Origin of the sequence: Bacillus sp. K2I17 (assembly GCF_002209985.1) — a bacterium.
In the GTDB taxonomy this organism is placed as follows: domain Bacteria; phylum Bacillota; class Bacilli; order Bacillales; family Bacillaceae_G; genus Bacillus_A; species Bacillus_A wiedmannii.
The window spans coordinates 49,396-63,089 of the sequence record NZ_NJGF01000025.1; the positions used below are offsets into that span (position 1 = coordinate 49,396).

The 13,694-nt window shown below is 30.0% G+C and carries 19 protein-coding genes; 5 read left to right on the forward strand and 14 right to left on the reverse strand.

The window, feature by feature from the left end:
• The first annotated feature begins 370 nt into the window (after positions 1-370).
• The gene (locus tag CER22_RS22920; protein ID WP_088609668.1) at positions 371-1,912 is read left to right on the forward strand and encodes an SIR2 family protein; all 1,542 of its coding nucleotides are present in this window, start codon (positions 371-373) and stop codon (positions 1,910-1,912) included.
• A gap of 307 nt (positions 1,913-2,219) precedes the next feature.
• Here CER22_RS22920 and CER22_RS22925 read toward each other — a convergent pair whose 3' ends face one another.
• The 3 genes from CER22_RS22925 to CER22_RS22935 form a co-directional block, all read right to left on the reverse strand.
• Positions 2,220-3,668, reverse strand: coding sequence for a DNA cytosine methyltransferase (locus CER22_RS22925; RefSeq protein WP_088609669.1), 1,449 nt, complete (start codon positions 3,666-3,668; stop codon positions 2,220-2,222).
• A gap of 93 nt (positions 3,669-3,761) precedes the next feature.
• The gene (locus CER22_RS22930; protein ID WP_000235453.1) at positions 3,762-4,130 is read right to left on the reverse strand and encodes a hypothetical protein; all 369 of its coding nucleotides are present in this window, start codon (positions 4,128-4,130) and stop codon (positions 3,762-3,764) included.
• A gap of 86 nt (positions 4,131-4,216) precedes the next feature.
• A complete protein-coding gene (locus tag CER22_RS22935; protein WP_088609670.1) occupies positions 4,217-4,843 on the reverse strand; it encodes a hypothetical protein in 627 nt (208 codons plus the stop codon).
• Between the two features lie 149 nt (positions 4,844-4,992).
• Between CER22_RS22935 and CER22_RS33720 the strand changes: the two genes are divergently transcribed.
• Complete coding sequence (locus CER22_RS33720) at positions 4,993-5,115, forward strand: hypothetical protein (protein ID WP_256943726.1); 123 nt, start codon at positions 4,993-4,995, stop codon at positions 5,113-5,115.
• A gap of 25 nt (positions 5,116-5,140) precedes the next feature.
• Here CER22_RS33720 and CER22_RS22940 read toward each other — a convergent pair whose 3' ends face one another.
• The 11 genes from CER22_RS22940 to CER22_RS22985 form a co-directional block, all read right to left on the reverse strand.
• A complete protein-coding gene (locus CER22_RS22940) occupies positions 5,141-5,425 on the reverse strand; it encodes a hypothetical protein (RefSeq protein WP_088609671.1) in 285 nt (94 codons plus the stop codon).
• Positions 5,426-5,498: 73 nt separating this feature from the next.
• Entirely contained in the window at positions 5,499-5,789 is a 291-nt protein-coding gene (locus CER22_RS22945) for a hypothetical protein (protein WP_085313603.1), read from the reverse strand.
• Positions 5,786-6,562, reverse strand: a complete 777-nt coding sequence (locus CER22_RS22950; RefSeq protein WP_085313602.1) for a ParA family protein — start codon at positions 6,560-6,562, stop codon at positions 5,786-5,788. Before CER22_RS22950 ends, CER22_RS22945 begins: the two co-directional genes overlap by 4 nt.
• 71 nt (positions 6,563-6,633) lie before the next feature.
• Positions 6,634-6,789: a BH0509 family protein gene (locus CER22_RS32645; RefSeq protein WP_142293540.1), complete on the reverse strand. Its 156-nt coding sequence runs from the start codon at positions 6,787-6,789 to the stop codon at positions 6,634-6,636.
• 64 nt (positions 6,790-6,853) lie between these two features.
• A complete protein-coding gene (locus CER22_RS22955) occupies positions 6,854-7,036 on the reverse strand; it encodes a hypothetical protein (protein ID WP_085313601.1) in 183 nt (60 codons plus the stop codon).
• Between the two features lie 67 nt (positions 7,037-7,103).
• Positions 7,104-7,310, reverse strand: a complete 207-nt coding sequence (locus tag CER22_RS22960; RefSeq protein WP_085313600.1) for a hypothetical protein — start codon at positions 7,308-7,310, stop codon at positions 7,104-7,106.
• A 61-nt stretch (positions 7,311-7,371) separates the two neighbouring features.
• A complete protein-coding gene (locus CER22_RS22965; protein ID WP_085313599.1) occupies positions 7,372-7,659 on the reverse strand; it encodes a hypothetical protein in 288 nt (95 codons plus the stop codon).
• Positions 7,660-7,911: 252 nt separating this feature from the next.
• Positions 7,912-8,538, reverse strand: coding sequence for a MerR family transcriptional regulator (locus CER22_RS22970; RefSeq protein WP_088609672.1), 627 nt, complete (start codon positions 8,536-8,538; stop codon positions 7,912-7,914).
• Between the two features lie 644 nt (positions 8,539-9,182).
• The gene (locus tag CER22_RS22975) at positions 9,183-10,391 is read right to left on the reverse strand and encodes a hypothetical protein (protein WP_088609673.1); all 1,209 of its coding nucleotides are present in this window, start codon (positions 10,389-10,391) and stop codon (positions 9,183-9,185) included.
• Between the two features lie 600 nt (positions 10,392-10,991).
• Positions 10,992-11,318, reverse strand: a complete 327-nt coding sequence (locus CER22_RS22980; RefSeq protein WP_000246689.1) for a helix-turn-helix domain-containing protein — start codon at positions 11,316-11,318, stop codon at positions 10,992-10,994.
• Positions 11,319-11,751: 433 nt separating this feature from the next.
• Positions 11,752-12,144, reverse strand: a complete 393-nt coding sequence (locus tag CER22_RS22985) for a helix-turn-helix domain-containing protein (protein WP_085313596.1) — start codon at positions 12,142-12,144, stop codon at positions 11,752-11,754.
• A 102-nt stretch (positions 12,145-12,246) separates the two neighbouring features.
• Here CER22_RS22985 and CER22_RS22990 point away from each other — a divergent pair, with 102 nt between their 5' ends.
• The 3 genes from CER22_RS22990 to CER22_RS33185 all read left to right on the forward strand — a co-directional run.
• Positions 12,247-12,492, forward strand: coding sequence for a helix-turn-helix domain-containing protein (locus CER22_RS22990; RefSeq protein WP_000368830.1), 246 nt, complete (start codon positions 12,247-12,249; stop codon positions 12,490-12,492).
• 182 nt (positions 12,493-12,674) lie between these two features.
• Complete coding sequence (locus CER22_RS22995; protein ID WP_236725826.1) at positions 12,675-13,118, forward strand: ArpU family phage packaging/lysis transcriptional regulator; 444 nt, start codon at positions 12,675-12,677, stop codon at positions 13,116-13,118.
• Between the two features lie 169 nt (positions 13,119-13,287).
• The coding region (locus CER22_RS33185) for a hypothetical protein (RefSeq protein ID WP_179211926.1) at positions 13,288-13,694 on the forward strand (407 nt) is incomplete at its 3' end.

Sequence of the window (13,694 nt, forward strand, 5' to 3'; positions counted from 1 at the left end):
TACACTTTTACACAAGTGTAAAAGTGTAAAATAATAAACTTTTGAGGATTTTTTTTACTTTAAGTGCAATCTATAACAGGGAGCATAACTTTGCATAAAATGCAGGTTTATGCTTCCTTCTTTGTTGTACAAGGATATGCTTCCGTAAAGTTTTTACAGGAATTTTAATTTAGAATGAAATGATATCGTCATCATTGATTAGATATTAAGATGTTATATCTTGAAAGAATTCGTACGCTAGAACATTTAGTTTTATATTAAATGGTATAATTTGATTAATCATTTAAAAACATATTAATTTTTAAAAATCAAGGTACATACTGAGCTTGGAATTATATTTTGAATCAATAAAACGAAAAGAGGGAATTAGATGCATATTAGCGATTTCATTAGAAATTTTACTAATCATCCAGTACTGTTTGTGGGTACTGGACTAAGCCTTAGGTATTTAGAAAATTCTTTTACATGGGATGGTCTACTTTTATACATTTCAAATAAGATTAAAGGATCAAATGAATTTTATTATGATCTGAAGTCAAAATATGAAAAAGATGGAGAGTATGACTACACTAAAATTGCGAAAGATCTTGAATTAGAATTTAACGAAGTATTAAAGAGTGATCGTAATGGTGAGTTTAAGGAAATTAACGATCTTTTCTATAATAATATGGAAAATGGTATTAATATTAGTCGTTTTAAATTATATATTTCACAAATATTATCTGATTATATAATTAAGGATAGCCAAATACATGAGATTTCTGAACTGAAGAAAGTAAGGAAAAATATTGGCTCAGTGATTACTACAAATTATGATAGTTTTATAGAGGATATTTTTGAATTTGAACAATTAATTGGTAACAATATTTTATTAAGTAATCCTTATGGTTCTGTTTACAAAATACACGGATGTGTTAAAGACCCTAATAAAATTATTATTACAGATGATGACTATAAGGATTTTGATGATAAATATGAGCTTATTAGGGCACAATTATTATCCCTGTTTATTCATAACCCAATAATATTTTTAGGTTATAATATAGGTGATAATAACATTAAAGGAATTCTTAAAACTATTTTTACATATATAAATCCTAATACTCAACAAGCAGAAAAAATCAGGAAAAACTTTTTACTCGTAGAATATGATGAAGGATCGCAGAGTACAGAAGTTACTGATCATGATATTGATATGAGAGGATTTTCTACAATCCGTATTAATAAAATTAAAACTGATAATTTTTTAGAAATTTATAAACACTTAGCAGATTTAAACTTGCCCGTATCTGCAATGGATATTAGAAAAGTACAAAATATAGCTAAAGAAATTTATGCAGGAGGTAATATACAAGTTAGTATTACAGAGGATGTAGATTCATTAAAAAATGGCGAAAAGGTCTTAGCCATTGGATCATTAAGAACAATCACTTATGATTTTCAAACAACTTCAGAGCTAATGGAAAATTATTTTAAGATTATAGATGAATCTAACCATCAATTATTAAAGTTAATTGACAAGCATAGGATTCCAAAGACTCAATATTTTCCTATATACGCATTTAGTAAAATTCAATCAGAGCTTGAAAGTTCTAGTGTATTGAAAGGCAATCAAAATAAGAAAATAACTAATATAATTGATAATGTAACGGATTTTGCACAACAGCATACAAGTATTAATGGAATTTTACAAGATGAAGATATATCACAATCGAAAAAGAACTTAGCTATAATATTAGGAGTAATAAACGAGAGAATTCCACTAGACACAGTTGAAGAGTATTTAAGGAATTATGATAACAAGAAATCTACGAATTATAGAAAAATTTTGTGTGTCTATGATTATAAAAATTATGCAGATGAACATGAGAGAATAAATCTAGCTAGTTCAGGAGGTTCAACTGTAAGCTAAGCGGAATTTATCTAAATAGAAATTTAAGTTTTAAAATGTCGCACCTTATAAAAGGAAGCATAACTTTGTACAAAATGCAGGTTTATGCTTCTTTTTTGTTATGCAATGATATGCTTCCAAAATAAATTTTCTGCAATTATATGGGTTATTTTGAAAGATGTTTTTGCAACATTAGACTTAAAAACCGATAATTTTATGCAAAGTTATGGGTTATTCGCATGCAACTTTATGGGTTAAGTTATACAATCTATAATTGTATCTCATTAAAAATCTATACCTATTAAACTTTATGTGCTTTTGTACATTTTTATATATTAGCAGCCTGTTTAAATATATTTTTTTCATTTTCTATACAAATCTCTGGTAAGTTCGCTCTTACTAAATGTTCAGCAAAAGGGGGCGGTACAGCATTCCCACACCTAGCTACTTGTTTTGCCTTTGAATACTTATTTCCTTCATTATCTTGATTAATTATGTAATCTTCTGGAAAACCTTGAGCTAGAAACAGTTCACTTGGTTCTAACATTCTCATTCCAATATCAACTATCTGATAATCCTTTCCATGAACAGTTACTAAGCCAAAACGATCCTTAGTTGTTACTGTATGTAATGGAGATTCTAAATCTTGTCCTGTATCCGTTCCATAGTATTTAGTAAGAAATGCTGTAACTAAGCTAGCCTTATTAACAGCAGTTACAGTTGATAATGGCTGATTAATAGCATGTCCTGTCGAATTTCCAAAGTGTTGTGCTACAAAAGCAGTTGCAATAGCAAACTTATTTCCACCAGCTGTAATAGTTCCTAATGGTTTGTTTAAATCCAATACTCTTCTTCCTTCGCTATCTCCATATCCCATCTGAATTAAAGTTGGTGCTATAAGTAAATGCTCCGCTTTTGTCGTTATGGTTGTTAGAGGTTTATTTAGGGAATACTGTAGACGATCTCCACCAAATTTAGTTTGTCCAATTCTTGCAATAAATGGTTGTGGAGTATCAATTACAAATTTTTTAACACCTCTTGCAATTCTTCTAAGTGTATTTTCTGAAAGAGGTTTTTTCCGATCAAAAATAGAAGGGCATGGAATGGACCAGTCAATAATCCCTGCTGCTGTTTTCCAAGGTTTTAATAACCCTTTTTTAACCAAATCGCTCTGTGGTTTTCCATGTGTAGGACTAGGCCAAGTTATTTCTTTTCCATCACAACGTGCTATTAAAAATAAACGTTTGCGAATTGTAGGTGCTCCATAATCACATGCTCGTAGTTCTTTATAATCTACCTGGTATCCTAATTTATTTAATGCATTAACAAAGGATTGAAATGTTTTTCCTTTCTTGCTGGGGTCTGGCTTTCCATCTTTTAATAATGGTCCCCATGTTTTGAACTCTTCTACATTCTCTAGAATAATTACACGTGGTCTTACTGTTGCAGCCCAGCGAACAGCTACCCATGCAAGACCTCTTATATTTTTTTCAACTGGTTTTCCGCCTTTTGCCTTACTAAAGTGCTTACAGTCTGGGCTAAACCAACACAAGGCTACCTTGCGTCCTTTAACTGCTTTTCTTGGATCTACCTCCCATACGGATTCACAATAATGTTCTGTATCGGGATGATTTACTTTGTGCATAGCAATAGCAGCTGGATCATGATTAATTGCTATATCAACACTTAAACCGGTTGCCATTTCTATTCCTGTACTAGCACCACCGCCTCCAGCAAAATTGTCCACTACTATTTCTCTAAAAAGATTAAGTTGCATGATTTTCACTCCCGTTTTTATACTTTTACACTTTTACACTTTTACACTCTGAAGATAGTGTAAAAGTGTAAAAAATCTATATATCTATCAAACTCACAAAAACAATTTCATTTGTTCATGATTTTCACTTATGTTAGAAATGACCGTCTTTCCTTCTAAGCTAAGATCAAGCTCATTTCTTAATTCGGGTTTATCTCGTAATATTTTTCTAGGGTGAATATAAACTTCATAAGATTTATTCCCAGAAACTTTTAATTTTAACCAGCCCTTCATTTTATCCTCTTCAGCATCATTGTTTAATACCTCATGTACATGACCTTCAAATTCAAATTTCCGTCCAAGATAGAAAAATTCTTTAATCATATATTGGTTGTATTTTTTAAACCAATCATTAGCAATAGCCTTTTTCCATTCTGCGTGATCTGTATATATTTTTTCATCTAAATGATATTGCGTTGCCATAATAACTCTCCCAACTAATTATTAAGATTATGATATATTCATTATAACACTTTTACACTTTTACACAAGTGTAAAAGTGTAAAAAACTATTTATATTTATCTATCCATTCATTTATAGCTCCAGGGATATTCTTTGTATTACTTTTTACCTCTTCAAAAATATAAGACATAAATTCTGTCCAAGAAAACTCTTCTTCATATGGATTATTTTGATTAATAAACTTTATAATCTTTTTTAACTCCCTTAGCCTTCCAGGATCTAATTGTTCTTGTAAATACATTTTTAAATACTTGTTTGTAATAGTTGAGTTTTTCAAACTCACTTCCAACAATATTGCTGTAGCCTTAGAAGGTGTTACATCTAATGCATAAGCCAAACTATTTATCTTTTCAGCTATTTCCTGTGTAAAACGAATTGTAATACGATCTGTCAGACCGGCTATCTTTTGACGTTGTAAAGATGTTCTTTCTAAATTCCCAACATAGCATGTATTTCCAAATACTAAATCCCTTCTAAAGTATTCTGATAAAAGATCCATTACTTGTTTAGAATATAAACCAATTGAACAAATATGCTCCGACACATCTTTTACTGGAGTAGTAGTTATATAGGAAATACGTGAAATTGTTTCTTTAAGATTAATAGAAACCGTTGGCTTAATGTCCTTTTTTTTATCTGAACGTGTCTTCCTTTTTTTTTCTTCTGTTTTCATTTTGACCTCCACTTTCATACTTTAAGTTTTAACCAGTGTCCTAGTGTCCTAGATTTATTTTATGTATATGTGGTAGGGAAGAGGGGTATGTATAAATTTTTACTAATCTGTTAAACATGGATATAAATACGGAAGGGGAGAGGTTCTTTATGCGATTATCAAAAGAAGAAGCTAAAAAAATCGCAAAGATAGGTATTGAAGCGAGGAAGAAATATAATTTACCAGGAAAGAATAAAAAGCAATATAAAACTATTTTAAACAATAAAAAATAACACAACATTATTGTGTTATTTTTTATTACCTAATAGCTCTAATAAATGATAATAATAGCGCAGCTCCTAAAAAGCTTAATAACAATTCATTAAAAGATAATCCAAATACCTCTATTGTAAAAATATCATAGGCAGGTTCAAATAATTTCATCAAAATAAGCAATATACATGAACTAATAAAACAAATAATTGCTCCAATAATCCTTTTCGCTCCAACATAATCTAATTCTTTATTTTTCCACCATGATATAGCATTTATTAAAATAACTAATAAAGAGAAAATACACATGGATATTGCGAATGTCATCATATTAAGTAAATCTCCCATCATTTATTATTAAATAAGGTATAAGATCAAACCTGTATCTTATACCTTGAAACGGTTATTTACTATTTTTTAACAATTCAATTGCCTTAGCAAAAGCCTCGTTCGTTGAAAGACCTAACCTTTTCCCCTCATGATGGAACATTTCATACATTTTTAGTCCATCATGAGCAACCTCAAACATCTTTTTGTCATCTTCATAAGCATATTTTTTAAGACGGGCATGATCTTCTTCTAAAACCTTAGTTGTCTGTGTAGCATATACAGTCTTTGGCTTTTGCTCATCTTTTGTTAAAGGGTTTGATTTTCCTGATTTAAACTCTTTTGTGTCAATATCTTGAAAGCTCATTCTTTCCCAATCCTTTCTAGTAACTCATTAACTACATTTTGATACATTTCTAATACCGCTTTATCGTGCATATCTTCATTAGTAATACCATTTTTACTAAACAATTTTATACGTTCACGTTTCATTATTTGTGAATTAAATAAGTGATCATTAAATATCTTCTTAGAGTCTTCAAGTACTTCATTATCCACTTTTCCTTTTTTAGTTACCAAATAAGGAATAACTCCAGCTAACTTAATATTCTCATTATAGTCAAGAAGATCTTTTAAATACTCGATAAATTTTACCGATGATGCAAAGGACTGTTGATGAGTTTGCATAATAAGAGCCACATAATCACTAGCTACAATTGCATTATTAGTAAATTCACTGATTGTTGGTGGAACATCAATAATAATATAATCGTAATTTTCTTTGATTTGATCTATTAGATATTTTAATAGATAAAATCTCTTTGTTTTATCATTAGTTAAGTCATATAAATGTGCTGGAAAACCTACTAAATCCAAATCACTTGGGAAAATATCTAACTCTGCATTTGCTTTGACAACACACTTAAGCAAATCTTCTTGTTGAATTGCCTCAAAAAGACTAGTTTTTACCTTTGAACCCATCTTGAATGTATTAAACATAATTTCAGTAGCATTGGCTTGTGGATCAAAGTCAATTAATCCAACCTTTTTTCCTTGCTCTTGTAATAAGTATGCAAAAATAGTTGCAAAAGTTGTTTTACCAACTCCACCTTTGAAATTAGAAATTGTAATTACTGTCATTTTTCATTTCTCCTTTTGTGTTATTCTACTTAATTTTACACTTTTACACAAGTAAAAAAGTGTAAAAACATTTAATAATCATCTTTAATTTCGCCACTAACCTTCTGCATTGATAGCATATATCTTTTTTCAAGTTCTTCATCTGATAATTGCATGAGGGCATTCAAATGGATTTCATCAATTAGAACAATCCACTCTATAAGATGTAGTCTTTCTGTTTCAACCACTTGGTTCTCACTCCTACGAATAATTTTACACTTTTATACTTTTACACTTTTATACTATTTAATATTAGAAAATAACTATTTTTTTTGCCCCTTTAAACCTACGTTTAATTTCTTTCTCCACTTTTATCTTAGCAATTTCTCTTGATGATGCATAAACCAAACATGATCCGCTTGATACCTCTAAACTTTTATGTATTTCATATACTATTTCAAATTTACTCAAACTAAGACTTACTTCTTTAATCATATTTGAACGCCTTTCTTTACACTTTTACACTTTTATTTTTTTACACTTTACTGATAATATCACCTATTTATTCCTCTATACTAAATGTTTTTATACCGAAACCAACTAAACAAATAGAGGTTGCGACTATAATAGCTTTTAAAATGGAATCCATTGGTTGTGAAAAATCCCCTACGTATTCAGAGATCTTATTAAAATAGAAAATATAGATTCCAAACATTCCACCACAAATAAGTACAAATGAACGAATGTATCTTTTATAATACTTATGCATTCTGGACCCCCCCTTTAAATACAAGACGATCCTATAATAGAATCATCTTATATTTTAATTTTTAAGCTACATCTTCAAAAGGTTGCCGGTATACCATAATATTGAATGTATCTTCTTTATGAGCTTTATACGAAGTGAATGTATACCTTTTTTCACATTCTTCTTCTTCAAATTCATCCCACTCATGTGCAAATGAATCCCTTGTAAGATCATAATCTTTTAGATATTCGTTTGCTCGCTCTTTTCCATAATCGATAGCATTCTTAATATCTTTAAATACTGAAACCTCGCTACCTGAACCACCTATATGTAAATCATAATTTATTACTACCAAAACTGGACTTGTCATAACTGAACCCTCCACCTTATGTATATGTAAGTTAGTATTTTGTTAAATTCCTTATATACTTATTATAACACTTTTACACTTTTACACAAGTGTAAAAGTGTAAAAAAATAAACTTTTTCTACTTTAAGTGAAATACATCATATATAGGAACAAACTCCCTCTTATATAAAAATAGTAGAAGTATAGATTTAAGAGATTGCTATACTTCTACTAAATCATGTAATCAATCCATTACATGCAGCATATAATGTCTTACAAATTAAACAATCTCTGAATCATGGATTTCTTTGGAACTGGAATCTCTTTCTTATCTTCTTGTAATAGTGTTATAGCTTTATCTAACTTATTTTGTAGTAATTTAATTTCTTGGTCCTTTTCCTCTGTTATGGATCGCTCCTGTATTAATAAATCTATAATGGTTTGGTTTTGCTGAACTATTTTATCCTGTTGCTCAAACATGTGTACAAACCGCTCTTTCATCATAAAACTCTCTTCTTGTGAACGTTCAGCTTCTAAAAGCGTTATATCAGCGTTAGCAGCTTCTTGAACGCTATCCGTTTTCGTTGCGTTTATCTCTTCATATGGCTTATTCTGTGCATCCTGAGGGCTATTTGAATTATTCTCTTTAAATGTATTAGCAACTGAAATGTCTTCATTACTAACAGTAGCAGCAGCTTCATCTAGTTTCCAATTTTGTTTTAGATATATTTTCATTTGTCTTAGTATCTCTATATCTCTCTGATAATATATCCGCTGGTTACGATCATTGCGTTCAAATGTGTAATCCATTTTCTCTAATTCAATGGACCATCTACGAAGTGTATTTGCGTTTATTTCTAATTGCTTTGCTACTTCTTGAGCAAAATAACCATATTCCAAGCGTTACACCTCCGTTTTTCTACAAACTAAATTAGTTATATATCTTTTATATACATAGTAGGCCGAACCCTTTGTCCTCCCTAATTTCCCCTAAAAGTAGTCAAGAATCGCTAAATTTATTAATCATTAATGAAAAAAGATTTCGAAATATTAATTGAATAATAGATTATTTTTTTCTAGTTTATTTTTATGTACATATTACAAATAAATGTAAAATTTTCATTTCTAGAAATAAAAATCGGAACAATAAAATATAACTAATTCAAATAAATATAAAGAGGAAAGGGAGATAGCGTAAAAGCCTTGAGGCTCTAAGGATAAGAGAGTTATTAAAAATATTTAAATGTAGAATAAACAATTTAACAAGAAGACTATTCAATAATTAACAATTAACAAGGAAGCTATTCAATAATTAACATTTCAACAGATTATGTATCGTATTATCACATATACACAAGTCTTGAATCGTAATAGAGAAAATAGAAAAAGAACACAAGAATAAGAGAGTTGATGTTTAAAACTTCCTTTTTCTTGTGTTCTTTTTTGTTGCCTTTATAGTTTTCCATGACTAATAGCCCTGTTATGCTTTATTTTAAAAAAATAAAGAACAAGGCTGAAATGAAGTAGATTTTTAATTTTTTATTTTATGCCTTTAAAGCTTCTGGTACTGGAATATTATTAGTTATTAGAGCCCGTACTAGATCATGCCTCATATCGCTATAAAAATCATCTGGAACATATTTATTCTTCCAAGAAAGAATAGATTCACGGAATTTAGCTCGCATAAACGCTCCAAGAACGCTTACTTTGTTACCAGATTTCACAAAATTCTCTAGCTCATCTAACGCATATGTCATTGAATATGTCATAAATGTTTTAATATCTTTTGTATGTTTTAGAAATTGAGCAATTGTTGAGATTTCATTTTTAAATGCAACAATAAGATCCTTGTCCTCTTTCATAGACAATGCTAACTTTAATGACTTCAAGCGATCCTTTGCTTCTTTTCTCATACGTGCTTCTTGTTGTCGTAGAACCTTGTTTTGTGATTCAACTACACATTCAGCAGAAATATGAACGTTAAATTTTGTGATGAAAATTTGTTCAACATACTCCTTGATACGAGTAAGCCTCCCCATATTAGGTTTACGCACTTCTGTATTTGAAGCTGTAAAAGGGAAAATAGGTCTAATAACCTTTAAGTATTCACGTACTTTCTTAGCATTACGTCCTAGTTTTTCTTTTAGGTAACTCATTGTACGTTGTGTAATGAATTTTTCAATTTGATCTTTATTCTCTAGACCTATTTTTCTAGTAAATGTATTACATAAGTCTAAAAGTAACAGAATACCTTTTGAGTCACGGTGAGAAACTAATTGTTTTAAAATCTTAGAATCTAGTAAATGGCTAGGAATTCGGAAATAAGAGAGCTTTCCAATGTCTTGTTTAGTTGTTTCTTTATATGTACGGTTTAATCTAGCATAGTTGCAAATCTCATAAACAGGGATTCTCCCATCAATTAGAACTTCTTGAACCATTCCAGATTTTAATAATGCTTGAAATCCTGTGTGTACAGTCGTATATGCAATACCAGAAGCATTGGAAATAATAGATAATTTAAAATCACGAGGTAGTAAACCTACATCATTTACATAAAAATGTAAGTAAATATAGGTTGCTAGAGCTGAGGAAGGAAGCGCATATTCACCCAGCTCGTTATTTTTAAGTAGATAATTGCGTGTTTCATCAAACATTTTTACTCCACGCATGAGGAATTTTGATGGTATGTTGCTTGTTGTATCTAATTTTATATTTGTCAGTTCATTGATGTTAAAATCATCGTTTGTGAACATGAAAAAACCTCCCTAAATTTTCCACCTAAATAAAAGAGAATTAGAGAGTTTTGTATTCACAAACCTTTATAACTTATGATATAATTTAGTCATAATTAATTTTGTGATTAAAACTCTGCTAACGGAAGTTTTTAATTGATCTAGGTCGGCAAACTTTGAATCAATTAAAAACTGTGGGTGGAGTTTTATTTTTTTGTATTTTTTTATGAAACAAATGTGTTTCTTTATCTTTTTTTATCTATTTTTCGGTAATTACTTTTTATTCTATAACGTTTCTCCAACAATTTCAATATACTTAAAGTGTATGTTGTATACTTTCGGAGAATAATAATAAATTCGCATAAATAATTATATTATAAAAAGAACATTAGTTCTACTAATTTAGGGATTTTTTACACTAAAAACAGATTATAATTAAAAAATAAAAGGCTTGAGGAGAAAATTCCTCAAGCCTTTTATTGCAAAAAAAATTTTATGTATAATCACAAACTTACTTTTCTTCACATATATGGGAAATATTAAATGTGGAATAAGAAAATCTTACCATGTAAAATAAAATGCAACTGGAATATAAAGGTTGTCACTGGAAAAGAATTCATGTTATTCTATGAAATGTTTTTTTACTAAGTCCGTATAATCAAGCAATGAGTCAAGAACGATCTTTTGTTTTTCTAATGGTAAATTACTAATTTTGTCTTTTATTTCTTCAAGTTGTACATCTGTATCACATTTTCTCCCAACTAATGTATCAAGTGATATACCAAGATACTCTGAAATTTTTATTAAAGTTGAGAGATCGGGTTCAGTCCTGTTTGCTTCCCAATTTGTGTATGTTGGACGAGCGACATTAAGGTAACCTGCGATTTCATATTGTGTTAATCCCCGTTTTTTGCGAAAATACATTAAACGCTCTCCTACTGTCGCCATATACACCACCCTTTCGAATCTTCGAACATTATACTTGAAGTAATAATAAGGATGGAATATATTTGGATAGAACGTTCTCAAACTAAACCTTTGGTGCGCAAATGGTAATTGTTTGAAACCTGTTTGGGCTTAAAAACAGAACAAACGTTCTATCCCGTGGTAGAATATGTTATATTTATGTTGTTATATGTGGTTAATATGATTAAAATCTTTTTTTTAAAACGATATTGAAAAATCTTAATATACATTTAAAAAGTATTTAGAAAGTAGGAACTCTCATGGAACAAACTTTTTTTGTAGATATAGTAAAAGAATGCAAGGAATATACAAACTCCGATACATTGGAAACAGTTATAGAATTACTAAACGTCATAGAAAAATATGAAAATCTAGATAACTTAAGTGACTCGTAATTACCTTTCATATCCAACCCTTAATCATCGGTATTATTTTCATTTTTTAAATTAGCTTCTAATTTTAAGAGATCAGCATAACGAATTAACTCACGTTCTACCTCGGGTTTATATTTATCTGGGACGCTCATAAATCTGTCATATAGTAGACGAGCTAAACGTTCAATAGGTTCTTCCTCGGTTACATTCCGTAGATCCTCGTCACGGATATTATGTGTAAGTAAATAAGCCTCTGTTACATTGAAGTAAGAAGCAATTTGAGAGATTTTATTTAATCTTGGCTTCTTCTCTCCCTTTTCCCAGCTGGAGACAGCACTAACGGAAACCGACATTGCTTTAGCAAATTCAGTTTGATTAACGCCCTTAATTGCTCTTAATTTTCTTATGTTTTTCCCTAAAACTTCTTGGTTCATATAATCAAACACCTTTCTATTTTCACTTAAAGTGTAATTTTTAATCTTTAAGAGTTGACTTTAATCTTTTAGAGTTATACAATGTTCTCAGGGGGTGAGAACATGGATAACATTTCTACTCGAATTACCATGCGAAATATTCGCAAATCCAAAAATCTATCTCTAGCAGAAGCATCAAAGGAATTAAATTTATCATTAGGCGTATTAAGAGAGATTGAGATTGGAAGTAAAAGTACAACACTCTCTAGAGCTGAACGAATTTCAGAATTTTATGGGGTTCCGATTGAAAAATTGTTTATTCCTAAGTATTTCACTGCTGTAACAGAGGATAATGATCCGAAAATATAAAAGCATTTATATTTTGTATAAGTAATTCTTCTTATATTATAAACAAAATTGCACTAAAAGATAAAAAAGTACTATAGGTTTTTCTTATTTCTAAAATTGCCAATATTGAATTAATAATTTTCATATATAAATTTCAAAACATGTTAAGCATAAGAATTTTACTTTAAGTGAAATTGTAGGGGGTGATTTGGTTGGCATTGCTGGTTGAACCGACTAAAAAACAGGAAAAGAAAATTATTAAACTTGTTCTTAAAGAATTCAAAAAGTATCATTTGTATGTTTGGTCATTGGAAGAGAAACAACAACCAAAGATCACAGCATCATACACTTTGAATGAATCAACTACAGTAAACAACACGTTTCATTCTTCTACAGAAAGTACAGCTCTTAAAAATGTTGAAGCATGTGAGTTTACTACTTCTCTATTACGTAAAATCAGTCGTTTGGAGTTAACCCAAAGGCAATTGGTTATTCATTACTATATTAAGAAAGATAAAAGTGTAGTGCAGCTTTGTAGTCAATTTCATATTTCAGAATCTCAATTTCATAGGACAAGAAATCGAGCATTAATGACTTTAGCATATGCACTTGGATTAGCAAGAGAAGAGTTAATTGATCCCGACTAAAAATTTGAATTTCGAATAGTCAACTACTACATAAAATGTTATATTTTAATATGGTTAAATAATAATTAAAAAATATCGAGCGCTATCCTAGTGCTATATATAGGGAGGAAACTATTACTAAATTAGGATAACTCAACAATTAGAGTATTTAGTAATAGATTACACACACATGTTTAAAAAGACTGCTGCTAAAAAAACCGCTGCTGGTATCATGACAATTGGTATTGCATTATCTACAACAATGATTTATAGCCCAACAAAGGCATTGGCATGGTATACGCCAGATAGCCCAGGTTATGATGAGATTGTAATTTCTTCAAATAATTCACTTCAAAACCCTGCTCGTCCGAAGGGGGATTTAAATTACTATGTTAAAGGTTATGTTGCTCCAGATGGCAAAGTAACTTTAGTTGGACCTTTTACTGGTGAAGTATTTAATGGACAAGAAATTGAAATTGTTGATCCATTCAAAGGTAACTATAAATTGAAGATTAAAGTGGTTAAATCTGAAAAACCAGAGCCAAAACCAGAGCCTAAGCCAGAACCAAAACCAGAACCAAAACCAGAGCCAAAACC